This window comes from Morganella psychrotolerans (genome assembly GCF_001676155.1).
In the GTDB taxonomy this organism is placed as follows: Bacteria; Pseudomonadota; Gammaproteobacteria; order Enterobacterales; family Enterobacteriaceae; genus Morganella; species Morganella psychrotolerans.
Genome location: NZ_LZEW01000001.1, coordinates 1,103,529 through 1,127,540, shown reverse-complemented (window position 1 = coordinate 1,127,540; position 24,012 = coordinate 1,103,529). Strand labels below are relative to the sequence as shown.

General features: G+C 47.8%; 23 protein-coding genes, 1 tRNA gene and 3 pseudogenes. 16 read left to right on the top strand and 11 right to left on the bottom strand.

All coding sequences use genetic code 11. The features are described from left to right. The first annotated feature begins 35 nt into the window (after positions 1-35). From AYY16_RS05525 to AYY16_RS05490, 8 genes and pseudogenes are all read left to right on the top strand, one after another. A complete protein-coding gene (locus AYY16_RS05525) occupies positions 36-461 on the top strand; it encodes a hotdog fold thioesterase (RefSeq protein ID WP_067363077.1) in 426 nt (141 codons plus the stop codon). 554 nt (positions 462-1,015) lie between these two features. Then, entirely contained in the window at positions 1,016-1,396 is a 381-nt protein-coding gene (gene sufA / locus AYY16_RS05520) for a Fe-S cluster assembly scaffold SufA (protein WP_067364760.1), read from the top strand. A 15-nt stretch (positions 1,397-1,411) separates the two neighbouring features. After that, positions 1,412-2,895 (top strand): annotated as a pseudogene (gene sufB / locus AYY16_RS05515) (Fe-S cluster assembly protein SufB). Between the two features lie 52 nt (positions 2,896-2,947). Continuing rightward, positions 2,948-3,694, top strand: coding sequence for a Fe-S cluster assembly ATPase SufC (sufC, locus tag AYY16_RS05510; RefSeq protein WP_067363075.1), 747 nt, complete (start codon positions 2,948-2,950; stop codon positions 3,692-3,694). After that, positions 3,669-4,985, top strand: coding sequence for a Fe-S cluster assembly protein SufD (sufD, locus tag AYY16_RS05505; RefSeq protein WP_067363072.1), 1,317 nt, complete (start codon positions 3,669-3,671; stop codon positions 4,983-4,985). The genes sufC and sufD overlap by 26 nt, the downstream gene beginning before the upstream one ends. Further along, positions 4,982-6,220 carry a cysteine desulfurase SufS gene (sufS, locus tag AYY16_RS05500; RefSeq protein WP_067363070.1) on the top strand — a complete coding sequence of 413 codons (1,239 nt, stop codon included), beginning with the start codon at positions 4,982-4,984 and terminating at the stop codon, positions 6,218-6,220. The genes sufD and sufS overlap by 4 nt, the downstream gene beginning before the upstream one ends. Before the next feature lie 12 nt (positions 6,221-6,232). Next, the gene (gene sufE / locus AYY16_RS05495) at positions 6,233-6,652 is read left to right on the top strand and encodes a cysteine desulfuration protein SufE (protein WP_067363067.1); all 420 of its coding nucleotides are present in this window, start codon (positions 6,233-6,235) and stop codon (positions 6,650-6,652) included. A gap of 102 nt (positions 6,653-6,754) precedes the next feature. Further along, a complete protein-coding gene (locus tag AYY16_RS05490; RefSeq protein WP_067363064.1) occupies positions 6,755-7,840 on the top strand; it encodes a L,D-transpeptidase family protein in 1,086 nt (361 codons plus the stop codon). Positions 7,841-7,988: 148 nt separating this feature from the next. Here AYY16_RS05490 and AYY16_RS05485 read toward each other — a convergent pair whose 3' ends face one another. The 4 genes from AYY16_RS05485 to AYY16_RS05470 form a co-directional block, all read right to left on the bottom strand. Continuing rightward, positions 7,989-8,225, bottom strand: coding sequence for a major outer membrane lipoprotein (locus AYY16_RS05485; RefSeq protein WP_067363059.1), 237 nt, complete (start codon positions 8,223-8,225; stop codon positions 7,989-7,991). A gap of 325 nt (positions 8,226-8,550) precedes the next feature. Beyond that, on the bottom strand, positions 8,551-9,963 hold the full coding sequence (gene pykF, locus AYY16_RS05480) for a pyruvate kinase PykF (RefSeq protein WP_067363057.1): 1,413 nt from the start codon (positions 9,961-9,963) through the stop codon (positions 8,551-8,553). 418 nt (positions 9,964-10,381) lie between these two features. Further along, a tRNA-Val gene (locus AYY16_RS05475) sits at positions 10,382-10,458 on the bottom strand. A gap of 155 nt (positions 10,459-10,613) precedes the next feature. After that, positions 10,614-11,987 carry an MATE family efflux transporter gene (locus tag AYY16_RS05470; protein ID WP_067363054.1) on the bottom strand — a complete coding sequence of 458 codons (1,374 nt, stop codon included), beginning with the start codon at positions 11,985-11,987 and terminating at the stop codon, positions 10,614-10,616. Between the two features lie 334 nt (positions 11,988-12,321). Here AYY16_RS05470 and AYY16_RS05465 point away from each other — a divergent pair, with 334 nt between their 5' ends. Continuing rightward, complete coding sequence (locus AYY16_RS05465) at positions 12,322-12,981, top strand: riboflavin synthase (RefSeq protein ID WP_067363051.1); 660 nt, start codon at positions 12,322-12,324, stop codon at positions 12,979-12,981. Between the two features lie 73 nt (positions 12,982-13,054). Here the strand turns inward: AYY16_RS05465 and cfa are convergent. Together cfa and punC are read right to left on the bottom strand one after the other, a co-directional pair. After that, positions 13,055-14,219 (bottom strand): annotated as a pseudogene (gene cfa / locus AYY16_RS05460) (cyclopropane fatty acyl phospholipid synthase). A gap of 270 nt (positions 14,220-14,489) precedes the next feature. Further along, a complete protein-coding gene (gene punC, locus AYY16_RS05455) occupies positions 14,490-15,704 on the bottom strand; it encodes a purine nucleoside transporter PunC (RefSeq protein ID WP_082970596.1) in 1,215 nt (404 codons plus the stop codon). A gap of 134 nt (positions 15,705-15,838) precedes the next feature. Between punC and punR the strand changes: the two genes are divergently transcribed. Beyond that, positions 15,839-16,741: a DNA-binding transcriptional activator PunR gene (gene punR / locus AYY16_RS05450; protein ID WP_067363048.1), complete on the top strand. Its 903-nt coding sequence runs from the start codon at positions 15,839-15,841 to the stop codon at positions 16,739-16,741. Between the two features lie 2 nt (positions 16,742-16,743). Here punR and purR read toward each other — a convergent pair whose 3' ends face one another. Next, on the bottom strand, positions 16,744-17,769 hold the full coding sequence (gene purR, locus AYY16_RS05445; protein WP_067363045.1) for an HTH-type transcriptional repressor PurR: 1,026 nt from the start codon (positions 17,767-17,769) through the stop codon (positions 16,744-16,746). 276 nt (positions 17,770-18,045) lie between these two features. On the opposite strand from purR, the gene cydH reads away from it, so the two are divergent. Next, complete coding sequence (gene cydH / locus AYY16_RS21655; protein WP_223861196.1) at positions 18,046-18,129, top strand: cytochrome bd-I oxidase subunit CydH; 84 nt, start codon at positions 18,046-18,048, stop codon at positions 18,127-18,129. Positions 18,130-18,202: 73 nt separating this feature from the next. Here cydH and sodB read toward each other — a convergent pair. After that, positions 18,203-18,782, bottom strand: a pseudogene (gene sodB, locus AYY16_RS05440) (superoxide dismutase [Fe]). Positions 18,783-19,004: 222 nt separating this feature from the next. Here sodB and AYY16_RS05435 point away from each other — a divergent pair. The 3 genes from AYY16_RS05435 (at position 19,005) to AYY16_RS05425 (ending at position 20,512) form a co-directional block, all read left to right on the top strand. After that, positions 19,005-19,268, top strand: a complete 264-nt coding sequence (locus AYY16_RS05435; RefSeq protein WP_223861126.1) for a hypothetical protein — start codon at positions 19,005-19,007, stop codon at positions 19,266-19,268. Between the two features lie 84 nt (positions 19,269-19,352). Continuing rightward, the gene (locus tag AYY16_RS05430) at positions 19,353-19,691 is read left to right on the top strand and encodes a Grx4 family monothiol glutaredoxin (RefSeq protein ID WP_067363039.1); all 339 of its coding nucleotides are present in this window, start codon (positions 19,353-19,355) and stop codon (positions 19,689-19,691) included. A 137-nt stretch (positions 19,692-19,828) separates the two neighbouring features. Beyond that, the gene (locus AYY16_RS05425; protein WP_067363036.1) at positions 19,829-20,512 is read left to right on the top strand and encodes a hypothetical protein; all 684 of its coding nucleotides are present in this window, start codon (positions 19,829-19,831) and stop codon (positions 20,510-20,512) included. Positions 20,513-20,564: 52 nt separating this feature from the next. Here the strand turns inward: AYY16_RS05425 and rnt are convergent, their stop codons facing one another. Then, positions 20,565-21,206, bottom strand: a complete 642-nt coding sequence (rnt, locus tag AYY16_RS05420; protein ID WP_067363033.1) for a ribonuclease T — start codon at positions 21,204-21,206, stop codon at positions 20,565-20,567. Positions 21,207-21,327: 121 nt separating this feature from the next. Then, positions 21,328-21,735: a lactoylglutathione lyase gene (gene gloA / locus AYY16_RS05415; RefSeq protein ID WP_067364756.1), complete on the bottom strand. Its 408-nt coding sequence runs from the start codon at positions 21,733-21,735 to the stop codon at positions 21,328-21,330. Between the two features lie 226 nt (positions 21,736-21,961). Between gloA and AYY16_RS05410 the strand changes: the two genes are divergently transcribed. Together AYY16_RS05410 and slyA are read left to right on the top strand one after the other, a co-directional pair. Then, entirely contained in the window at positions 21,962-22,198 is a 237-nt protein-coding gene (locus AYY16_RS05410; RefSeq protein WP_067364753.1) for a DUF1289 domain-containing protein, read from the top strand. A gap of 521 nt (positions 22,199-22,719) precedes the next feature. After that, a complete protein-coding gene (gene slyA, locus AYY16_RS05405; RefSeq protein ID WP_067363030.1) occupies positions 22,720-23,154 on the top strand; it encodes a transcriptional regulator SlyA in 435 nt (144 codons plus the stop codon). 60 nt (positions 23,155-23,214) lie between these two features. On the opposite strand, the gene AYY16_RS05400 is transcribed toward slyA, so the two are convergent. Beyond that, positions 23,215-23,685: an outer membrane lipoprotein gene (locus AYY16_RS05400; RefSeq protein ID WP_067363027.1), complete on the bottom strand. Its 471-nt coding sequence runs from the start codon at positions 23,683-23,685 to the stop codon at positions 23,215-23,217. Positions 23,686-24,012 lie beyond the last annotated feature (327 nt).

The window sequence follows — 24,012 nt, the reverse complement described above, 5'->3', positions numbered from 1 at the left end:
TGAAACCGGACAAACACGATAACCGGGAGAGTTTTATGATATGGAAACGCGCCACCACACTGGCAGAGCTGAATCACATTGCGCAGGGGAATATGCTCAGTCATCTGGGGATTGAATTTACCGCGCTGGAGCCGGAACAGCTGACAGGCACAATGCCGGTCGACGAACGGACAAAGCAGCCGCATGGATTATTGCACGGCGGTGCATCTGTGGTGCTGGCAGAAAGTCTCGGCTCAGTGGCCGGTTATCTGTGCAGTGAAGGAGATGAAACTGTGGTGGGCGTGGAGATTAATGCCAACCATGTGCGGGCGGTTCGCGGAGGACGGGTCACAGGTCACTGCAAAGCGATACATCTCGGGCGTAACCAGCAGGTCTGGTCGATAGAAATCTATGATGAACAGCAAAAGTTGTGCTGTATATCCCGTCTGACCACGGCTGTTTTGCATGGATCAAAAAAATAACAATACCCTTATTCATTCAAACTGCAGGTTCGTTGGCCGCACTCAGCCAGCCGGGTCACATACTTGTGTATGCTCCCCGTCTGTCTTCCCTTGCCGCCTGCCTGCATCCTGAATGACGTTGGGTATATACCCTTATTTATTCAAACCGCAGGTTCGTTGGCTACGCTCAGCCAGCCGCCTTCCTGCATCCTGAATGACGTTGGGTATATACATCCGATATTCTGCCGGTATTTCTCATTTTATCTCAGAAATGATGAAATACCGGTTCCCGTCTGTAAAGTCGTATTTATAATGATCCTTTTGTGCGATAGATACTGTACTCTTCGGTACTATAAAATACACAGACAATAAAAATATTTTTAATCTTTATAACAACAGCTTAATCCGCTTTCCACACGAAAATGATACGCGTATTCCCGCTGTTTTGTCTATTATTTATACAGATATCGGAATGCCCTTTCAAAGCAAGTGGTTGAAGTGAGAAACATTATCGTTAACATAGTGTTTACGGAGAGCTACCGTCGGCGAAAGCCGTAAATTTTATGAGGTCAATGATGACAACAAATACTGCAAACCCGGTGGAAACATTTTCACTGAATGACAATGACTGGACAGGGGTCACACTGACGGCGGCCGCCGCAAAACAGATAGTGACACTGATGAATAACACACCGGACAGCATCGGGCTTTGCCTGGGTGTCAAACAATCCGGGTGTGCCGGGTTTGGTTATGTTTTTGACATGATTAATCAGGCAGATGCGGGTGATATGCTGTTTGAGCGCGATGGCGCCCGCCTGTATGTTCCGCGCAAAGCGATGCCGTTTATTGATGGCACAGAAGTGGATTTTGTCCGTGAAGGACTGAATCAGATATTTAAATTTAATAATCCGAAAGCACAACATGCCTGCGGGTGTGGTGAGAGCTTCGGGGTTTAAGAGCGAAGCCATATTATGTCTCAGAGCAATCCGGAAATGGGTGAAGAAGTTCAGACCTGGCTGAATGACGGGCGCTATAAAGAGGGCTTCTTCACCAACGTCGCCACCGATGAATTGGCGAAAGGAATAAACGAAAACGTAATCCGTGCGATTTCTGCCAAACGAAATGAACCTGAGTGGATGCTGAACTTCCGCCTGGAGGCATTTGAGCACTGGCTGGGCATGGAAGAGCCGCACTGGCTGAAAGCCAATTATCCTGATCTTGATTATCAGGATTACAGCTATTACTCCGCGCCGTCCTGCGGCGCCTGTGATGATACCTGCGGCTCTCAGCCGGGAGCGACACAAAGCCCGGCGGGCAGTTTCCTGACCAGCGAAGTGGAAGATGCATTTGAAAAGCTGGGTGTTCCGGTTCGTGAAGGGCAGGCGGTTGCAGTAGATGCGATTTTTGATTCTGTTTCAGTATCAACAACCTATCGTGATGAACTGAAACAGCACGGGGTGATTTTCTGCTCATTCGGTGAAGCGATTCATGACTATCCGGAGCTGGTGCAGAAATACCTCGGCAGTGTGGTATCAAGCCACGATAACTTTTTTGCCGCACTGAATGCCGCTGTTGCCTCTGACGGCACCTTTGTCTATATCCCGAAAGGCGTGCGCTGCCCGATGGAACTGTCCACCTATTTCCGCATTAACGCGGCGAAAACCGGTCAGTTTGAGCGGACGATTCTTATCGCGGATGAAGGCAGTTACGTCAGTTATATCGAAGGCTGTTCAGCACCGGTACGGGATACTTATCAGCTTCATGCGGCCGTCGTGGAAGTGATTATCCTTAAAGACGCGGAAGTGAAATATTCCACTGTACAGAACTGGTTCGCCGGTGGCGATACGCAGGGCGGGATCCTCAATTTTGTGACCAAACGGGCGCTGTGCGAGGGTGAAAACTCGCGTATGTCCTGGACACAATCAGAAACCGGCTCGGCGATCACCTGGAAGTACCCGAGCGTTATCCTCAAAGGGGATAACTCTGTCGGTGAATTTTTCTCTGTTGCCCTGACCAACGGGTCACAGCAGGCGGATACCGGGACAAAAATGATCCACATCGGGCGAAATACCAAATCCACCATAATTTCAAAAGGGATTTCTGCCGGGAAAAGCCAGAACAGTTACCGCGGGCTGGTGAAAATACTGCCGGGTGCGGAAAACGCCCGTAACTTTACCCAGTGTGATTCCATGCTGATCGGCACAGAGTGCGGCGCTCATACCTTCCCGTATGTGGAAGTGATGAATAACAGTGCGCATCTGGAGCATGAAGCGACCACCTCGCGCATTGGTGAAGATCAGCTGTTTTATTGTTTGCAGCGCGGGATCAGCGAAGATGATGCTATCTCTATGATTGTGAATGGTTTTTGTAAAGACGTATTCTCTGAATTACCACTGGAATTTGCCGTGGAAGCACAGAAGCTGCTGGCGATAAGCTTGAACACAGCGTGGGTTAATTACATCAGAATCAGCGCCCGCGGACTAACCGGCGGGACGGAGTAGTACATTATGTTAAGTGTAAAAGATTTGCATGTCAGCGTGGAAGGTAACGAGATCCTCAAAGGGCTATCCCTTGAGGTAAAACCGGGTGAAATTCACGCGATTATGGGACCGAACGGCTCCGGAAAAAGCACCTTATCTGCCACTCTGGCAGGGCGGGAAGATTACGAAGTTGATAGCGGTACCGTCAGTTTTAAAGGTAAAGACCTGCTGGAGCTGGCGCCGGAAGATCGCGCCGGTGAGGGGATTTTCCTGGCATTTCAGTATCCGGTGGAAATTCCCGGTGTCAGCAATCAGTTCTTCCTGCAAACCGCAGTGAATGCGGTGCGTAAATACCGCAGCCAATCAGAGCTGGATCGGTTTGATTTTGCTGATTTTATTGAAGATAAAATTGAGTTGCTCAATATGCCGCAGGATCTGCTGACGCGCGCGGTGAATGTCGGGTTCTCCGGCGGTGAGAAAAAACGTAACGATATCCTGCAAATGGCAGCGCTTGAGCCGTCACTGTGCATCCTGGATGAAACCGATTCCGGGCTGGATATTGATGCCCTGAAAACCGTGGCAAATGGGGTCAATCAACTGCGCAGCCCGGAGCGCGCCTTTATTATTGTCACGCACTATCAGCGGATCCTCGATTATGTAAAACCGGATTTTGTTCATGTGCTGTATCAGGGCAAAATTATCAAATCCGGTGATTTCTCACTGGCTAAAAAACTGGAGGAGCAGGGATATGGCTGGCTTATTGACCAACAGTGAACGCGCGCTGAAACGCAGTCAGGTCAGTGAGCGCAATGCGGCGGCGATGGCACAGATTGACGCGCTGATTGCACAACGCCAACGCCCGCTCTCTGACAATGCCCTGCATCACTGGCAACTGGCACAAAAAACCGGCTTTCCGGCGTTTCGCCAGGAAGACTGGCACTATACATCACTGGATAATCTGCTTGCGGCAGAGTATCAGCAACTGACGGGTGCGATTGATGCGCTGCCTGCGGACGTGATGACGACACTCAATGCTTACCGCGTGGTGCTGGTGGATGGTGTGTTTGCGCCACAGTGGAGTGATACGGATTTTGGTGCTTATGAACTGAGCATTGCCGATGATAAACGTGCGTTTCCGGCGGCGGTGAACGGAGAAATTTTCCTGTATCTGACGGAAAGCCTTGCGCAAAGCCCGCTGGTTATTCGTGTGAAACCGGGTGTGCAGGCGGATAAACCTTTATATATCGTGAATATTTCAGCGGCACATAATGACGGGCTGAATATGTGTCACAGCCGTTATCATCTTGAGATCGGGGCAAATGCAGCCGCCTCGGTGATTGAACATTTTATCAGTTCCGGCTCAGCATCCGCACATTTTACCGGCGCACGGCTGAGTGCCAACATTGGTGAAAACAGTGATTTCCGCCACCTGAAACTGGGTTTTGAAAATGCACAGGCTTATCATTTCGCTCACAATGATTTAGTGATTGATGCCAATGCCCGGGTGGAAAGCACCAGCTTCCTGCTTGGCGGCAAACTGACCCGGCACCACACCAGCACACAACTCAACGGCGAGGGTGTGATGCTTTCCATGAACAGTCTGGTACTGCCGAAGAATGGTGAAGTGGCAGACACGCGGACGTATCTGGAACATAACAAAGGTTATTGTGAAAGCCGTCAGCGGCATAAAGTTATCGTAATGGATAACAGCAAAGCGGTATTCAACGGCATGATTAAAGTGGCGCCGCACGCCCTGAAAACAGACGGGCAGATGACTAATAACAATCTGTTACTGGGCAAAAAAGCGGAAGTGGATACCAAACCACAGCTGGAAATCTATGCAGATGATGTGAAGTGCAGTCATGGCGCGACCATCGGGCGGATTGATGAAGAGCAGCTTTTCTATCTGCGCGCGCGCGGGATCTCAGAAAAAGAGGCAAAGCAGATGATTATCCTCGCGTTTGCCGCAGAACTGACGGACAGCATCAGTGACAGCGTACTTAATGATGTGGTCATGACACGCATTCGCGGAGCGCTTGACCAGGGTGATAAGGAGCGGGCATGAGTTATCCGGTACAGCAGTTGCGGGCAGATTTTCCGGTTTTGTCCGCTATTGTGAATGATAAACCGCTGGTCTATCTCGACAGCGCAGCCAGCGCACAAAAACCGCAGCAGGTTATTGATGCGGTCAGTGATTTTACAGCACACCACTATGCCGCGGTTCACCGCGGCATTCACACATTGAGTGCGCAGGCGACCGCTGCCACAGAAGCGGTGCGGCAAAAAGCAGCTGACTTTATTAATGCGCCGCAGACTGAAGAAATCATTTTCGTTAAGGGCACGACTGAGGCAATCAATCTGGTTGCAGACAGTTTCGGGCGGGCATTTTGTAACGATGGTGATAATATTATTATCACCGAAATGGAACATCACGCCAATATTGTCCCCTGGTATATGCTGGCAGAGAGCGCCGGGATTGAAATCCGCGTTATTCCGATGGCGGACGACGGCACACTGATACTCAGTAAATTACCGGAACTTATTGATAACCGGACGCGTCTGCTGAGTTTTACGCATCTGTCTAATGTGCTCGGTACAGTGAACCCGGTGCGGGAGATTATCGCACAAGCGCGTGAGCTGAGCGGAAAAGCGGGCGGAGAGATTGCGGTGCTGGTGGACGGCGCACAGGGCGCAATGCATCTGCCGGTGGATGTACAGGCGCTGGATTGCGATTTTTATGCCTTTTCCGGTCATAAACTGTACGGCCCGACAGGGGTAGGTGTGTTGTGGGGTCGAAAATCTCTGCTGGACAACATGCCGCCGCGTGAAGGCGGGGGCGCGATGATAGCCGACGTCAGTTTAACCAACGGCATTACCTATGCAGAGGTTCCCTGGCGTTTTGAAGCCGGAACACCGAATATCCAGGGGATTATCGGGTTGGGTGCCGCGCTGGATTATCTGGGACGTATCGGTATGAATGCGATTGCCGCACATGAGCACGCGCTGATGCAATATGCGGTTGCGCGGATGAGTGAAGTTCCGGGTATTATTCTGTATGGCAATGCACAGCGTGAAGGCGTGATTGCGTTTAACCTCGGTGTTCATCATGCGTTTGATACCGGTGCTTTTCTTGACCGCTACGGCGTGGCAATCCGCACCGGACACCACTGCGCACAGCCACTGCTGGCGCACTATGGTGTCAGCGCTATGTGCCGCGCCTCATTTGCGCTCTACACCACAGAGGCGGACATTGATATACTGATAAGCGCACTGCAACGAACCGCAAAACTGCTGGGTTAAGTAAGGATGGACATGAAGATTAATCTGCCGGATCAGGCAAAATTACTGCGCAATTTTGCCCGCTGTCATGACTGGGAAGAGCGTTACCTGTATCTGATTGAGCTGGGTGAAAAATTACCGGCACTGACGGAAACACAACGGATAGCGCAGCATAAAATATCGGGCTGTCAGAGTCAGGTCTGGATAGCCATGCAACAGGACGATGAAGGGCGGGTCTGGTTTGCCGGAGACAGTGATGCAGCTATCGTGAAAGGGCTGGTGGCGCTGGTTATCGCGTTATATCAGGGCAAATTTCCGGCAGAAATCCGGGCTCTGGATATTGCAGATATTTTTAATCAGCTGGCACTGTCTGTTCATCTGACACCCTCCCGTACTCAGGGTTTGAATGCAATGGTCAGAACAATCTTACAAAACACGCAGCAAATGAGATAAAACATAGTTCCCTTTTTCTTACTCCGCCAATAATATATATACTTGTTGTCGTGGTGGCTGAAAAGTCGTCACGTATTTTATAACGTCAGCTGAGGATCTGGTATGAAACGAATGCTCTCGTTGATGGGCGGGCTTTTATTAACCATTACTGCGTTAACCGCTCAGGCAACAGAATATGAACTCCCTGCGAATAAGGGACGGGTCATCGGTGAGAACACAACCTATATCGTGCCGGATGACGGACGTTCACTGGAAGCGATTGCTGCGGAGTATGGCATCGGGTTATTAGCGATGCTGGAAGCGAATCCCGGAACTGACCCGTATCTGCCGCAGGCCGGCAGTAAACTTATTATCCCGTCACAGCTTATCCTGCCGGATACGCTGCATCAGGGAATTGTGATTAACCTGGCAGAACTGCGTCTGTACTATTATCCGCAGGGAACAAATACAGTGAAGGTCTATCCGATAGGGATTGGTCAGTTAGGGCGTGATACGCCGGTTATGACCACATCCGTATCGCAATTGATTAAAGACCCGACCTGGACACCGACTGCCAATATCCGCAAAGCGTATGCCGCTCAGGGAATTACGTTGCCGGGCGTTGTTCCTGCCGGACCGGAAAACCCGATGGGGCTGTTTGCGCTGCGTCTGGCGCAAGGGCGCGGTGAATATCTTATCCACGGAACCAATGCGGATTTCGGGATAGGTATGCGGGTCAGCTCCGGCTGTATCCGTCTGCGGCCTGATGATATCAAAGCCCTGTTTAACACCATTCCGAAAGGCACCCGTGTGCAGATCCTCAATGAGCCGGTAAAATATGCTGTTGAACCGGACGGTAAGCGCTACGTGGAAGTTCATCAGCCGTTATCGAAAAATAAAAATGACGATCCGCAAACTATGCCGATTGCCCGTTCAGCCGGGCTGATAAGCTTTATTCAGTCACCGGATACCAACAGTGACATTGTTGAACAGGCGATTATCCGCCGCTCAGGAATGCCTGTGGATGTGAGCCGTGATGCGCAATATCAGCAGGAAGAGGCAACATCGGGCAGTAACACTAATTTTGCCCCGGTAGAAATGGATGAAGAAGCTGAAGTTAAAGCATTGAATCTGAAACCGGCGGATTTCGCGCCCGGACAGTTAACTCAGCCGGGTCCGATTATCAGTGAGGACAGCGGCGAAGAGTAATAAGCCGGAGACGTGCCGATAATATAAAAGCCACATCATTATTTACCGGATGTGGCTTTTTTGTTGCCATGATGACGGATTGCAGACATAAAAAATGGCGTAACATATTTCATGTTACGCCATCTGCTCTTAAGCTCGTGGTTACAAATTATTTTTTGTAAGAACGAACCTGGTTATCTAAGCGCTGGTTAGCGCGTGCTGCTTCGTCTTTAGCCTGCTGAACATCAGAACGGATTGCGTTAACGTCGTTGCTCAGTTGATCAACTTTGGCATTCAGCGTTTTAACGTCGTTGTCCAGTTGGTCAAATTTAGCGTTAGAAGAACAACCTGCTAATAAGGTAGAAGCTAAAATTACAGCACCTAAAACAATTTTAGAACGACTCATTTTTATACCCTCTAGATTAAAGTTAATCGCCAAGTAGCACTTATGATATTACACATTTCAATACAGAAAGAGAATAGAAATTCAGCGTTTACAACGATAATCTTACCAAAACCGCAAAGAAAATCAAAAAAAAACCATAATCGGCACGATTTTCAATCAAATATCCCGATAGTAAAACAAACAGGACGATTTACAGTCATCTCATATTCAGAAAGTGATAATTATCCTGTGCAGATGCAAGGTCCTGTTACGTTCTCTTACAGTCTAGAATAAAAAAACGCACCCGTAAAGAGGGTGCGCTGATTATTCAGATAATCCTGAAAAACTACAGTAACTGGACCGATGAGGTATTGGTGGTGCCGCTCGGAACTAATGCACCTGAAACCATCACCACGATTTCGCCGTTAACAGCCAGACCACTTTCTAATGCAGCGTCACGTCCGATGCGATAGAAATCATCCGTTGATGAGATTTCACTGACCAGTTTTGTGGTCACACCTTTGACCAGCAGAAGCTGGCGGGCGGTGGTTGCATTGGTGGTCAGCGCCAGAATAGGGGCTTTCGGGAAGTATTTACGGACAGATTTTGCTGATTTTCCGCCGAAGGTGGCAACAACAATCAGTGGCGCATCCAGGTTTTCTGACATTTCAACCGCGCCACGGCAGACGGCTTCTGTTACACGCAGTTTATGACCAGGCTGTAACTCGCCAAGGCGGCTGTGCATCACGCGATCAGTACGCTCACAGATGGTCGCCATAATCGTCACGGCTTCAACCGGGTATTTCCCTTTCGCACTTTCACCGGACAGCATAACGGCATCAGTACCGTCCAGGATGGCGTTTGCAACGTCACCGGCTTCTGCGCGGGTAGGGCGTGGGTTTTTGATCATGGAGTCAAGCATTTGTGTGGCAGTAATAACGACTTTACGCGCGGTATTACATTTTTCGATCATCAGTTTTTGTGCAAAAATCACTTCTTCAACCGGAATTTCAACACCGAGGTCGCCACGGGCAACCATGATGCCGTCGGATGCTTCGAGGATTTCATCGAAGTTGTTCATCCCTTCCTGATTTTCGATTTTAGAAATAATCTGGATGTGCGAGCCGCCGTTGGCCAGCAGATGGGCGCGGATTTCATCAACGTCTGAACGTTTACGGATGAAAGAGGCTGCAACGAAATCAACATTTTGCTGACAGCCGAAAATAAGATCCTGTTTGTCTTTCTCAGCCAGTGCAGGCAGACCAATTGATACATTCGGCAGGTTTACACCTTTGTTTTCACCGAGGTCACCGCTGTTAAGCACATCACAAATGACGTCAGTCTCTGTGGTTTCTTTAACACGCATGCCGATAAGACCATCATCAACCAGTACGATATTGCCCGGTTTCAGATCACGCGCAAAGCCCGGATAGGTGACAGCAACACGCTCACTGTTACCGATGACGGATTTATCAGTGGTAAAGGTAAAGGTCTGACCCGCAACCAGGGCGAAATCATTACCGCCTTCCAGTTTAATGGTCCGGATTTCAGGGCCTTTGGTATCAAGTAAAATGGCTGCTTTCTTACCGGTACGTTCACAGACAGCACGCAGATTTTTGATGCGCTGGCCGTGTTCTTCATAATCGCCGTGGGAGAAGTTCAGTCGCATAACATTCATGCCGGCATCTAACAGTGCTTCCAGTTTCTCTTCTGATTCGGTTTTAGGTCCGATAGTACAAACAATTTTCGTCTTTTTCATGACAGCCCATCTACAGTTATGAGAGTAAATAGTGAACAACCGCTGGTATCTGACATGAGAGGTAACAAACGTCTCACATCATATCTGTAAGGATAGGCGATTGTCAGGGTTCCCGGGTTATTAAAATAAGTCGTTTTTGTAAAAGAACAGATTCAGTATACAGAGATCCGTTCAGGTTCTCTCTGTTTCATTGCCGATAAATCAACAAGCTGAATCCATTCAACAACCACGCGGGCATTATAGAGGGTTATTAGTGTGATTTGAATCATAAAATCAGAAATAAATTAACATCATTGAGTTAACGCAAGGAAAGGGGCTGAGTTTCAGATGGAAACACGTAATCCGACGGGTGAAATAAAAAGTAGCAGGATGAGAAAAGTAAATACTGAAGAGGGATAAAACCGGATACTGCGAGAAATGGTGCGTCCAAGTGGACTCGAACCACCGACCCCCACCATGTCAAGGTGGTGCTCTAACCAACTGAGCTATGGACGCATTATTTATAATTTCGCTGACAACGGAGACGGATATTAACGATCAGAACCCACTCTTGCAAGGGGAAAAACACATTTTCGTGTCCGACTGCTCGTATTTAACGCTATCGGACTGAAATATGTGCTTTCCCCGGTATTGCCGGGCGGAAAAAAGGATTAACGCCCCGCGCGTTGCAGAATAAAACTGTCCGGTTGTTTTTGTAACCACAGGATCCGGCAGGCCATTCCGATAGCCGCAGAGGTTAAACCGATGATAAAACCAACCCAGAAGCCCTGAGGTCCCATCGCCGGTACTATCCAATCCGTTAATCCTAAGATATAGCCGATTGGCAGCCCCAGAACCCAGTAAGCAACAAAGGTAATAAAGAAGATGGCGCGGGTATCTTTATAACCACGCAATACACCTGCGCCAATCACCTGAACAGAATCAGACAGCTGATAGACCCCCGCCAGCAGCATCAGACCTGATGCCATCAGTACCACTTCAGGGTTATCGTTATACAGCAGGGCGATAGGCTCACGGAGCAGCACGGTAAAGAGTGCCGTCATTGCCGCGATCATCAGACCGACGCCAAGCCCGGTATAGGAAGATACCTTTGCTTTCTCCGGGGAATCTTTCCCGAGATTAAAGCCTATCCGGATAGTGGTGGCGATGCCGAGTGAAATAGGGAACATAAACATCATGGAGCTGAAATTCAGGGCTATCTGATGCCCGGCGACTGCCGTGACACCCAAAGGTGCGACCAGCAGGGCGACAACCGCAAACAGCGTGACCTCAAAGAACAAGGCTAACGCGATAGGCAGACCCAGCAGGGTGATCCGTTTTATAATTGTCCAGTCCGGTGCGGCAAAACGCTGTTTCGGACGCACATCCCGCTGAGAGCGGGCGCGTTTGACATACCAGCGCATAAAAAAGAACATTGCCCAGAATACGGAGGCGGTTGCCACACCACACCCCACACCACCGAGTGCAGGCATGCCGAATTTCCCGTAAATAAAGATATAGTTAATCGGGATATTCACCAGCAGCCCCAGGAAACCAATCACCATTCCGGGCTTGGTTTTGGACAATCCCTCACACTGACTGCGCAGTACCTGATAATAAAGGTAACCGGGCGCGCCCCACATAATGGCATGGGTGAATCCGACGGCTTTTTCAGCCAGCAGAGGGTCAATATGCGGCATATTTTCAATAACAAACCGGCTGTTATAGAGCACGGCAATGACCAGAACGGATAAAAATGTTGCCAGCCACATTCCCTGCTGTATCTGATTTGCTATCAGGGGACGGCGGCCGGAGCCGTTCATCTGTGCCACAATCGGGGTCAGTGCCATTAACAGGCCATGACCAAATAATATCGCGGGCAGCCAGATAGAGGTACCGACGGCAACGGCGGACATATCTGTCGCACTGACTCTGCCGGCCATAATGGTATCAACCACGCCCATCGCAGTCTGAGAAAACTGCGCGATAATAACGGGAATACCAAGAGCGAGCAAAGTACGCGCTTCTTTTAAATACTTCTGCACGTAAATACACCTTTTATACAGATAGAAAAATAAGGAAAGAGATTCCGGGATACATTGATAATTTATCGGAGTATGCGATCAGGTATTCTAACGACTAAGCCAACACAAACCAATACAATTAAATGTGCGGGATGACGGGAGAAGGGCTGTTTAATTATGATTTGTAGGATAAACTGATTATACCCATCTCATTCAAACTGCAGGTTTGTTGGCGGAACGATGCCCGCCGGGTCACATAGTTTACCTATGCTCCCCGTCAGTCTTCCCTTGCCGCCTGCCTGCATCCTGAATGACATTAGGTATAAATTTATTTATTTACTGACTGGAGATCCGCATGTTTACCGGGATTGTACAAGGCAAAGGCCCCGTCGTCGCCATTGAAGAAAAAGAAAACTTTCGTGTTCACACTGTGAAATTTCCGCCGGAATTACTGGGCGGCATAGAAACGGGCGCCTCGGTTGCACACAACGGCTGCTGTCTGACAGTCACAAAAATAGACGGTGATTTAATCAGTTTTGATCTGGTTAAGGAAACGTTAAGACTGACAAACCTCGGCAGTCTGAAAACCGGTGACAATGTTAATCTGGAAAGAGCCGCTAAATATGGTGATGAAATCGGCGGACATATTATGTCCGGCCATATTGTTACCACGGCGGAAATTGCTAAAATTTTTGTATCAGAAAATAATTATCAGATTTGGCTGCGCATCGAAGATAAAATGCTGATGAAATATATTCTGCATAAAGGATTTGTCGGCATTGACGGTATCAGCCTGACTATCGGTGATGTGGTCAATAATCGCTTTTGTGTGCATCTGATCCCGGAAACCTGTACCCGCACGACGCTGGGCAAAAAGCGTCTGGGGGATAAAGTGAATATTGAGCTTGATCCGCAGACACAGGCGATTGTTGATACTGTTGAGCGTGTACTGCTGCAGAAAACACAGCAATCACAAGAGTCTCAGACACCGCCTGCGACAACAGAACCCGCATAGTCCTGACAGATTATATGTAAAAAAATCCGGCACTGGTTTGGTATCAGTCCGGATTTTTTTGTGTCTGAAATGTTCAGCGGGCAACGCGCAAACCACCTTCACAGCCCTGCGGGCTCCATAATATCTGCCATAACTGAATATCACGGGCACGAAAAGCCCCGGCACAAGCGTTCAGATAATAGGTAAACATCCGTTTGAAGCGGGGGGTGTAATTCTGCTCCAGCTCAGGCCAGGCATCCAGAAAACGGGCATACCACGCCATCAGTGTCCGGTCATAATCAGCACCGAAATTATGCCAGTCTTCCATGACTAATTTATTTTCACTGCTGTCACCGATATTCTGCACAGAGGGCAGGCAGCCATTCGGGAAAACATACTTATCAATCCACGCATCGACATTCACTTTATTCCGGTTTGAGCCGATAGTGTGCAATAAGAATAGACCATCCGGCTTCAGATTCCGTTTTACCACATCAAAATACGTGGCGTAATTTTTCGGTCCGACATGCTCAAACATCCCGACCGACACTATGCGGTCAAATTGTTCATTTAAATCGCGGTAATCTTCCAGGATAATACTGACATCCAGATCAGCACAGCGTGCCTGTGCGTATTTTTGCTGTTCGGCAGAAATAGTCACCCCGGTAACAGATGCAGCGAAATGTTTTGCCGCATAAGCTGCCAGCCCGCCCCATCCGCAGCCGATATCCAGAAGCCGCATACCCGGTTTGAGCTGTAATTTTTCACAGATAAGATGCAGTTTTTGTTCCTGCGCCAGAGGCAGGTTCGCCGGGTCATCACTCAGGTCTTTCCAGTAGCCGCAGGAATATTGCATATACGGGTCGAGCATGTGCTCAAACAGGTCATTACCCAGGTCATAATGCTCTTCACCCACAATCCGCGCACGCTTGCGGGTCTGAAGATTACGCAGACGCGCCATAGCAATTTTAACAACATCATTGATATTTTTAGGAAGTTTATCTTCCAGCCCGGCACGCAGCACACGTTGGAAAAAGATATCCAAACGCTCACAGTCCCACCAACCGTCCATATAACTCTCACCCAGTCCCATCGAACCCTGCTGCAATATCCGTTTAAAGAAATGGTTATTGTGCACCTGTATATCGAAAGGGCGGGTGCCGTTAATTTCAATCCCGGCTTCATTTAAAAGGTCGGAGGCGATCCGCTGCCAGGCATCAGCCGGCGTTTTTTTGATTTTCGATACAATCAGAACTCATATTATCTCCAATTTTTATCAAAGCGGGATTTTGAGGACTTTATTAATATCAGTTATGTTGCGCAGGAATAACAGAACAAAGCACGCTATCCGTCACCGGATGACGGTTGTCATATTAATGTTATCTTTAAGACAAAAATAAAGTTCAAAATCCGGATTTAAGACTAATTGTCTGAAAAGTATAGGAGCCTGAGAGTAAATTTCAATGACAAAAAAAAGCCGTAACAGAGTACGGCTTATAATTAGGAATATTCTTAATATAAAATACAATCTATTGATTTTGTTCTGCAATAGTCACAGTTGTCTGCGATGAGCGGTACTGCATAATATATCCGAGGGCCGCCAGGATCACTGTTGCCGCCATGACTGCGGTTGTTGAGAGCAGCGGATCATTCATCAGGGCAGAGACGAGGAAACTGATGGCAGAACATAATCCCAACTGAATTGCATTTTGTAACGCCGCCGCTTTACCACTGTGTGCCGGATAAACGGCCAGGGCATTTGATACCGCGATCGGATAGGACGCGCCGTTCATTGCCGCCATAAAACAGAACGGAATAAGGATCTCAACCAGAGACGGATTACCGAATTTGGCCATCGCATACAGGCTTATCATACTGACGGCATAACCGGCCAGCAGGAACGGCAGCAATGTTTTACCTTTCACATGGGACAGCAGGGCACGGCAGCCGTATCCGCCGACCATAAAGGCAATGGTCTGAGGAATATAACTTAATCCGATATCATTCGGGTTATACCCCATATCGCGCAGGATAAACGGTGATCCGGTCAGCCAGGCAAAGAACCCGGCACTGCACGCTGCATAAATCAGCACATTACCGCTGTATACCGGTGATTTCAGCAGGCGGAAGAATGAGATCGCCTGTTTTTCAGGTTTGATACTGTCCGGCGCGGCAAATGCGTGTTTTTCTTTCAAAAACAGTGTCGGGAGAAGGATCAGAACCGTAATACCGCCGAGTAACAGGAAAATCTCATGCCAGCCGCCATGATTGAGCAGCCAGGCACCGAGCAGAGGGGCGAGCGCCGGAGAGAGCGCAACCAGCGGCATAATCGCAGCGAAAACCCGCTGTGCGCGGTGACTGTCATAGCGGTCAATCACCAGTGCCTGCCAGGTAACAGCAGCAGAACAGACGCTGACAGCCTGCACAAAGCGCAGTAATAAAAGTTGTGCCGGGGTGGATACCCAGACCATCGCCAGACAGCTCAGGGCAAACAGCCCTAATCCCATCAGCAGGACCGGCTTGCGCCCGATTTTATCGGAAAGCGGTCCCCATAGCAGCTGACCGATAGCAAAACCGACCAGGAAGATACTCAGGCTGGCACTGATGGCGCTGGCACTCGAGTTTAAAGATACCTGCATCATACCGAAAGCAGGGAGATACATATCAATCGCGAGATAACCCAGCATGCTGAGTCCGGCGAGATAAAAAAGGAAGCCGCGGGAAGGCGATTTTTGAACAGTCACAAATGAATACCTGAATGTTAAATAAATGTTATTGAAAAGTGTAATTCGTAAGTTGTTATTTTAACCATTCGAAATTTTCTTTGTAAAACGTTATTATTTGCACATTGCTGTGAAAAAATTTGAAAGGAGGGATTATGTGGTCAGAATATACGCTGGATGTGGTTGATGCAGTGGCACGGACAGGCAGCTTCAGTGCGGCGGCAGAAGAACTTCACCGCGTACCTTCTGCGATAAGCTACAGTGTCCGCCAGCTTGAAGAGTGGCTGGCGGTGCCGCTGTTTGAACGACGCCACAGAGATGTGGAACTGACCCCTGCGGGGGTATTGTTCGTCAGGGAAGCCCGGACTGTTATCAAAAAAATGAAATCCACACGGCATCAATGTCAGATGATAGCCAACGGCTGGCGTGGTGAATTCAGCATTGCGGTTGACTGTATCGTGAAACCGGCACGAATAACGCGACTTCTGTTGGATTTTTACCATCATTTCCCGGACATTGAGTTGTTTATTTATCCTGAAGTCTTTAACGGGGTATGGGATGCGCTGGTGGACCGGCGGGTGGATGTGGCAATTGGCGCAACCAGGGCATCTCCCATCGGTGAGCGCTATAATTTCCGTGATATGGGATTTATGCCATGGCGGGCGGTGGTCAGCACAACGCATCCGCTGGCATCGGCAGATAGTCTTCTGACCAATGAAGAAATGGTGCTGTACCCGAGTTTGTGCCTGGAAGATACGTCCCGCTCGCTGCCCAAACGCGACACCTGGGCGCTGGATAACCAGCGCCGCCTGATAGTCCCGGACTGGGACAGCGGAATTGCGTGTGTGGAGGCGGGGCTTTGTGTGGCAATGATGCCGGCGCACCGTGCCGACCCGCTGATTGCGGCGGGCAGGCTGGCGGCACTGAAGATTGAACAACCGTTACCGGACAGCCCTTGCTGTATCACCTGGGTGGATAAAAACACCTCACCGGCACTGAGTTGGCTGCTCGATTACCTCGGCGACAGCGAAACCCTCAATGCCGAGTGGTTGCGCTGATATCAGCGGCGGTAATCGATAAACGGACCATCTGCCACGGAACGGCGCTCAACCAGACGCGGATGCACTTCAATTGTCTGTGCATCTTCGCGTTTATTGACGATACGATCGAGCAGCATGGTCAGCGCCATCTGTCCCAGTCGTTCTTTCGGCTGATGAACGGTTGTCAGTGCCGGGCTGAAATAGCGGGCATTACGGATATTATCGTACCCGATCACCGAAACATCCTGCGGCACGCGCAGTCCCATCTCGTCAGCGGCACAAATCGCGCCCATCGCCATCGAATCACCGCCACAGAAAACAGCCGTCGGACGCTGTTTTCCGTTAAGAATTTGAGTCATCGCCTGATAACCGGAGTCCGGTTCAAAATCACCCTGGACAATCCATTCATCACGCACTGTGATCCCGGCTTCTTTCATCGCTTTCTGAAAGCCTTCCAGACGGTTACCGCCGGTATTGCGCTCCAGCGGACCCGGGATTACCGCGATATCGCGGTGCCCGCGCTCAATCAGATAGCGTCCGGCGAGATAGCCGCCGTGCAGGGCATTATCAATAATAGCATCGGTAAAATCACCACGGGATTTGCCCCAGTCCATCACCACCATCGGGATGTTGCGGTAGCCTTCCAGCATGGAAATCAGCTGATCGGGATACTCAGAACACATCACCAGCAGACCATCTACCCTTTTCTGTGCCAGCATCGCCAGATAGGCTTTCTGTTTATCGGGGTTATTATGCGAGTTACACAGTACTAAGGTGTATCCTTTGCTGTAACAGCTGTTTTCAACAGCCTCAATCACTTCGGCAAAATAGGGCGCCTCACTGGAGGTTGCCAGTAATCCGATAGATTTTGTGTTATTCACCTTCAGACTGCGCGCCACAGCGCTGGGTGAATAATGTAATTCCTTGATGGCAGCCCAGACAGCCGCTTTCGTTTCTTCTGCAACGAAACGGGTATTATTAATGACATGGGAGACGGTTGTGGTGGAGACGCCCGAGCGCTTAGCCACATCTTTAATCGTTGCCATGATGAAAACAACTCCTGACCTGCTGGTCTGTATTTTATTATTAGGTTAATCGATTGCTATTATAGTGCCATTATGCGGTAACAATAGAAAAATTTCTGTAAAAACAGTCTTTATTGTCTGATCCGGGTCAAAAGTAAAAGATATAACCTGTGTTATGGTTATTGATATGGTCGGTTGTTTTTATTTTTTAGTCAGACCATCGGTTTTGTTTATTTTGATGATCAAGGCGTTCTGCCGGTCATCACGTCCTGATTAGCAGCTATTTTGGAGATAAGAATGGATACAGATCTGAAATATAGTTTGGCAATGACGTTTGCGGCACTGGCAATGATCGTTGCATTTGCTTTTATGCTTTTCTGATATATTGTCCTGCTGTAGGAAAGGGCGGAAAATCCGCCCTTTTTTAATATAATACATCTGTTATCTGAGTAACTTACGCCAGATTTTCTTCCGCAAATTTCCAGTTCACTAATGCCCAGAAATTTTCCAGGTATTTAGGACGTGCATTACGGTAATCAATGTAATACGCGTGCTCCCAGATATCGACGGTTAACAGTGGCTTGTCATTACCGCTGATTGGTGTGCCCGCATTTGAGGTATTGACGATAGCCAGGCTGCCGTCTGCTTTTTTCACCAGCCACGTCCAGCCGGCGCCGAAGTTTTTGATAGCGGAATCAGTAAACTGCTGTTTGAACTCAGCAAATGAACCGAATGCTTTAGTAATTGCTTCAGCAATTTTCCCGGTTGGTTCACCGCCTGCGTTTGGTGCCAGACAGTGCCAGTAAAACGTGTGGTTCCAGACCTGAGCGGCATTATTAAAGATCCCGGCGTCAGAGGTTTTGATTATCTCTTCCAGCGATTTCCCTTCAAAAGCAGTGCCTTTAATCAGGTTGTTCAGATTAACCACATAGGTGTTATGGTGCTTACCATAGTGGTATTCCAGTGTTTCTTCAGAAATATATGGCGCTAATGCATTTTTTTGCATAAGGCAGTGCAGGTAATTCAAACGACATTGCATTCTCCTTTTTTAAGGTTAAATCAGTAACCTCATCACGGATGGGTTACTGTTATTATTCTGCGAATTATCTTAACAAGTTTTGCCACAAAAAACAGTGACAGATGCGGAAAGGAGGGCGGTATTGGTATATTATTGCGGCATCTCTTAACATCATAAATACGTAACTATGCTGGCCCGGTACCTTTCTTCAGCTATAAACAGCAGTGCACAGTGCATTATGATTTCTGATAATAACTGCCATGACCCTTTATCAGAAGTGATCACCCGCACAAGAACATGGCAGTTTCATGATGGTGTCATTTTGATGTGTACCGAAGAAATTGAAACTGCTACTCATGACGGTGACAACCAGTGTCCGGAACAATGGATAGTCTGGAAAGTGGTTGAATTTAATAATAAAAATATATCTCCGCAGCGGAAAGAATTCTTCAGTGTCTGCCAGCAAAATTTCTGGCTGAAAATGCAGACAGGATGTGAATGATTGTTACCGCTTTGCAACGGAAAGTGGTATTCTGCATGAAAGTTAACACCGGCACTGACCGGTCAGATGTAAAGGATATTTTAAATGACGACTATTGAAAAAATTGAACGCCAGATCAAAGAAAACCCGATTCTGCTGTATATGAAAGGCTCACCGAAACTGCCTAGCTGTGGTTTTTCAGCGCAGGCTGTTCAGGCGCTGGCATCTTGTGAAGAGCGTTTTGCGTATGTAGATATCCTGCAAAACCCTGATATTCGTGCGGAATTACCAAAGTACGCAAACTGGCCGACATTTCCGCAACTGTGGATTGGCGGGGAATTAGTCGGTGGTTGTGACATCATTATGGAAATGATGCGCAGCGGCGAATTACAGACGCTGATTAAAGAAACAGCCGCCAAAAATCCGGCTGAAAACGAAGAATAATCATACAGTCAGAATGAACAAAAAAGCCCTGCCGGTGTTTCCGGCGGGGCTTTTATTTTTCTGATGGTGATGAAATGAAAGTTGTTATGCGTGTTATTTCTTAGAGTGTCTGCGTCAATAACACAAAAGGAAAAAAGATGCAGCCAAATACTGTTGGTCAGCCTGTTGTTTTAACCGGATATATTTCATTTCACGGACCGGGTGCCGCCATCGGCACGTTGACGGAAGATACGTCGCCACGGTGCCCCGGATTATCTGAAAAATTCAGTGATATTAAAAATAGCGCTACCGAATTTTTTGTATCAGTAAAGCATGCGGTGAACCATGCCGTTCATAAATTCGGGGATTGGATAAATAAGGTATCAGTTACACCGGCAGAGGCTGAAAAAGCATCTGTGGTTAATAATGCACCGGCCTCAGCCGCGCAAATTATGACTGAATGTGCTAAAGAATACCTGCCTGTTCATCTGAATAATCTCAGCATGGCGTTGGCGACTCAGGTTCCGCTGACCACAAATGAACTTACGGCCTTATCTTCAGGTCCGCTGAGAGGGCTGGTGACACAGTTGCAGTCTTTAACGATGATCGACATACCCGGGATGGAGGATATTAACCTGAAGGCAGCAGCGTTGTTGTCTGCGCAGATTGGGTTCGGCAGTCATGCGGCGGAAAAATTTTCACAGTTGGCAACCATCAGTTCTGCTGACCGGGTGTTGTTATATCGTGAGGATACAGGTTTTGATATGCAATTCAGGACGCGGGTAAACGCGGTGATTGAGCAGGTAACAAAAGAAATCATACCTGAGCTGATGAAAAAGTAAGCAAAACAAACATCCCCGGCACCCGTAAGGTGGCGGGGATGTTTTAAATCACTTATGCGTCTGCGGGCAGCGGCCAGCCGCCCAGTTTCTTCCAGCGATTAACAATTTCACAAAACAGCAGGGATGTGCGGTCTGTATCATACGCCGCGCCATGGGCTTTTTTGCTGTCAAATGGAATACCGGCGGTAATACAGGCTTTTGCCAGAATGGTCTGCCCGAGAGCCAGTCCGCTTAATGCAGCGGTATCAAAGGTGGCAAACGGATGAAACGGATTACGTTTCAGACCGCAGCGCTCTGCGGCTGTCGTCACAAAATTGTGATCAAAGTTCGCATTGTGTGCCACGATAATCGCGCGCTTGCAGTCAGCATTTTTCATGCCTTTACGCACCATTTTAAAAATTTCATGTAAGGCATCATACTCGCGGACTGCTTTGCGTTCCGGGTCGGCAGGGTTTATCCCGGTAAAGGCCAGCGCAGCAGGATCAAGATTCGCGCCCTCGAAAGGCTGTACATTGAACTCAAGCCGCTGATCGGGCATCAGCCAGCCATTATCATCCATTTTAACGGTGATGGCGGCAATTTCCAGCATAGCATCAGTTTTGGCATTAAATCCGCCTGTTTCAACATCAATAACAACAGGATAGTATCCGCGGAAACGTGCGTTCAGGGTATTGTGATTTTGATTATCAGACATGGGACTCTTTGGTTGTAACGAACAAAACGCATCATTCTAGCGCGGCGAGCCTGTGGGCGAAAGGACAGATTGCCTCAGACACTAAAAAGGAGGATCGTTCTGATCCTTCCTCACATACCGGTTAGTTGCCCAGGGCAGCACCGGCACTTTTATTTTCAATTAATTCAATCTTATAACCATCCGGGTCTTCAACAAAGGCAATAATGGTGGAACCGCCTTTTACAGGACCTGCTTCACGGCTGATTTTTCCGCCGGCCTGACGGATAGACTCACAGGTTGCGGCAACATCATCGACACCCAGTGCAATATGCCCGAAAGCGCTGCCCTGATCATAAGAATCAACACCCCAATTGTAGGTTAACTCAATGACCGAGCCTTCGCTCTCATCAGTGTAACCCACGAAGGCGAGTGAGTATTTATATTCCGGATTTTCGCTGGTGCGCAGTAAGCGCATACCAAGTACTTTTGTGTAAAAATCGACGGAACGTTGCATATCACCTACGCGGAGCATGGTATGGAGTACACGCATAAAGTAATCTCCCTGATTGACTTTCATTAGTTATACCCTTATTCATTCAAACTACAGGTTCGTTGGCTTCACACCGCCTGCCTGCATCCGGAATGACGTTGGGTATAGCAGTAATAACTCACACTATAACGTGAGAATTGACTACAATTCAAATTATCAGGATGCTGATGGTTACAGAATAACCGGAAGCCGCCCGCAGGGGCATCAGACGAAAGGACATTATCAGATGGCAGAACAACTCCACCTTTTCGATATTCCTTCACCCTGTGTGGGGATCTGTGAGCTAAGTGAGAAAGGTTACTGCAAAGGTTGCTACCGGAGCCGTGATGAGCGGTTTCAGTGGTTATCCCTGAATAATACCCAAAAAGAGAATGTACTGCGTTTATGCCGCCAGCGTCGTTACAGGGCACAAAAAGGTGACATATTGCCGGATGAACCTTCATCTCAGATAGATTTATTTTAAATTAATAGTTCATATCCTATATATTACCAATGAATTAATTAACAGGTGTTATTTAGTGTGGCTTATTTATATATTATATAAATAATCTAATTTAGTGTATTTGTGTTTATTATTAGGAAGGTAATTATATAAATATAATGTAATAAATATCACTATTCATAAGCAGGAAAAACCATCCGTATCTCATTGTAATTAAATCAAATTTAAGCCATTAAATTCTTTTTTTGTTAAAAATAAGAACATGGTTATGTAAAAAAATATAGATCCCATTCGTGATGATCGCTATTCTTACTGCGAAACAACTTCACTCGCTTAATCAATTAAATTTGTATAAAAAGCTAACTATTTCACTGCTATCTAAATGGCAGGGTGTGAGATAAATGTGAACTGTTTTTTATTACGCCGCAATATTGCGTCTGATATTAATGAGCACAATAGCGCAGCGTTTCTTTTTATTGGGTGATTGAAAGACATTATGGCGTTCACATGCGTCTGTACAGTATTCACATAAGGAGAAATTTGTGGAGTTAACTTTGGGATCAGATTTAGCGAGATTAGTACGGATATGGCGGTCACTTATCGACCACCGGCTCAAGCCGTTAAAATTAACGCAGACACACTGGATAACACTCTACAACATCAGTTTGTTACCCCCCGACCAATCCCAGATCCAGTTAGCAAAAGCGATTGGTATTGAACAACCTTCACTGGTTCGTACGCTGGATCAGTTGGAAGAGAAAAAGTTAATTACGCGCCATATCTGTATTAACGACCGCAGAGCAAAACGGATAAAGCTCACGGAAGAATCTGAACCTTTTATCCGTGAGGTGGATGCTGTAATTGAAAAGACACGTCAGGAGATTCTGGGGGGAATAACACAGGATGAGTTATACGCGCTGGCTGATATTGTCCGCAAACTAGAAAACAATATTGTTCAGTTACACAGCCGCAACTAACCCGGACAAACAAAAAAGGCGAAACAGAGTTGTTTCGCCTTTTGCCGGATAAAGCGGCTGTCAGGAACGCGGAGATACGGTATACGTTGAGCCTGATTTTGCGATACGGACGCGCTGACCTACAGAGAAAGGTGTTTTACCTTGTTTCTGTACAACAACAATGATCTCGCCATTGTCTTGTTTGAGTTCCAGTTCAACACCGGATGTGTTGTTCATTGCACCCTGTACGTTCTGGCCTGCAACACCACCGGCGATAGCACCTGCTGCGGTTGCCAGAGTCTGGCCTGTCCCGCCACCGATAGTGCTGCCTAAGATACCACCCAGAACTGCACCACCCACAGCGCCGAGAACATTTTCCTTACCTCCGGCCTGGATTGTGACAGGGCGGGCACTCATAATAGTAGCATAAGTGACTGTTTGAACACTTTTCGCCTGTTCTGCACTATAAGTGTCACCACTCAGTGTATCCATATTCACACAGCCGGATAATGCGACAACGGCGAATGCACCGGCGAGAAAACGCTTATACATACTTAACTCCTGATTATTATGTTCACAGACTCGGATATGTTCATTATCTGTGGTGTCGTGTTGTATCTTACCCATTATCGCAGAATAATTTTGCATTAAAAATGTTTTATTTCCGCGGAGATTAGGAACAGCTTAAAGTGAAATGGTTATCAGGCAAGGTAAATCCTCTTATTTCACAATTGTGAGGCACGCATCAGATTCAGGATTAAGTGATGCTACGCGACAAAAAGGGATGGATCTGTTGATGAGCCTAATTATAGTAGTTACATCTGAATATGAATATACCCTTATCCATTCAAACAGCAGGTTCGTTGGCGGAACGATGCC

Excerpts from the sequence above, each read along its gene's own strand:
- sufS (WP_067363070.1), top strand. The coding sequence starts at position 4,982 with ATGAGTTATCCGGTACAGCAGTTGCGGGCAGATTTTCCGGTTTTGTCC.
- AYY16_RS05435 (WP_223861126.1), top strand. The coding sequence starts at position 19,005 with ATGATTTCTGATAATAACTGCCATGACCCTTTATCAGAAGTGATCACC.
- AYY16_RS05430 (WP_067363039.1), top strand. The coding sequence starts at position 19,353 with ATGACGACTATTGAAAAAATTGAACGCCAGATCAAAGAAAACCCGATT.
- sufA (WP_067364760.1), top strand. The coding sequence starts at position 1,016 with ATGACAACAAATACTGCAAACCCGGTGGAAACATTTTCACTGAATGAC.
- punR (WP_067363048.1), top strand. The coding sequence starts at position 15,839 with ATGTGGTCAGAATATACGCTGGATGTGGTTGATGCAGTGGCACGGACA.
- AYY16_RS05425 (WP_067363036.1), top strand. The coding sequence starts at position 19,829 with ATGCAGCCAAATACTGTTGGTCAGCCTGTTGTTTTAACCGGATATATT.
- sufE (WP_067363067.1), top strand. The coding sequence starts at position 6,233 with ATGAAGATTAATCTGCCGGATCAGGCAAAATTACTGCGCAATTTTGCC.
- gloA (WP_067364756.1), bottom strand. The coding sequence starts at position 21,735 with ATGCGTGTACTCCATACCATGCTCCGCGTAGGTGATATGCAACGTTCC.
- AYY16_RS05485 (WP_067363059.1), bottom strand. The coding sequence starts at position 8,225 with ATGAGTCGTTCTAAAATTGTTTTAGGTGCTGTAATTTTAGCTTCTACC.
- pykF (WP_067363057.1), bottom strand. The coding sequence starts at position 9,963 with ATGAAAAAGACGAAAATTGTTTGTACTATCGGACCTAAAACCGAATCA.
- cydH (WP_223861196.1), top strand. The coding sequence starts at position 18,046 with ATGGATACAGATCTGAAATATAGTTTGGCAATGACGTTTGCGGCACTG.
- purR (WP_067363045.1), bottom strand. The coding sequence starts at position 17,769 with ATGGCAACGATTAAAGATGTGGCTAAGCGCTCGGGCGTCTCCACCACA.
- AYY16_RS05525 (WP_067363077.1), top strand. The coding sequence starts at position 36 with ATGATATGGAAACGCGCCACCACACTGGCAGAGCTGAATCACATTGCG.
- AYY16_RS05410 (WP_067364753.1), top strand. The coding sequence starts at position 21,962 with ATGGCAGAACAACTCCACCTTTTCGATATTCCTTCACCCTGTGTGGGG.
- AYY16_RS05400 (WP_067363027.1), bottom strand. The coding sequence starts at position 23,685 with ATGTATAAGCGTTTTCTCGCCGGTGCATTCGCCGTTGTCGCATTATCC.
- sufC (WP_067363075.1), top strand. The coding sequence starts at position 2,948 with ATGTTAAGTGTAAAAGATTTGCATGTCAGCGTGGAAGGTAACGAGATC.
- AYY16_RS05490 (WP_067363064.1), top strand. The coding sequence starts at position 6,755 with ATGAAACGAATGCTCTCGTTGATGGGCGGGCTTTTATTAACCATTACT.
- AYY16_RS05465 (WP_067363051.1), top strand. The coding sequence starts at position 12,322 with ATGTTTACCGGGATTGTACAAGGCAAAGGCCCCGTCGTCGCCATTGAA.
- rnt (WP_067363033.1), bottom strand. The coding sequence starts at position 21,206 with ATGTCTGATAATCAAAATCACAATACCCTGAACGCACGTTTCCGCGGA.
- sufD (WP_067363072.1), top strand. The coding sequence starts at position 3,669 with ATGGCTGGCTTATTGACCAACAGTGAACGCGCGCTGAAACGCAGTCAG.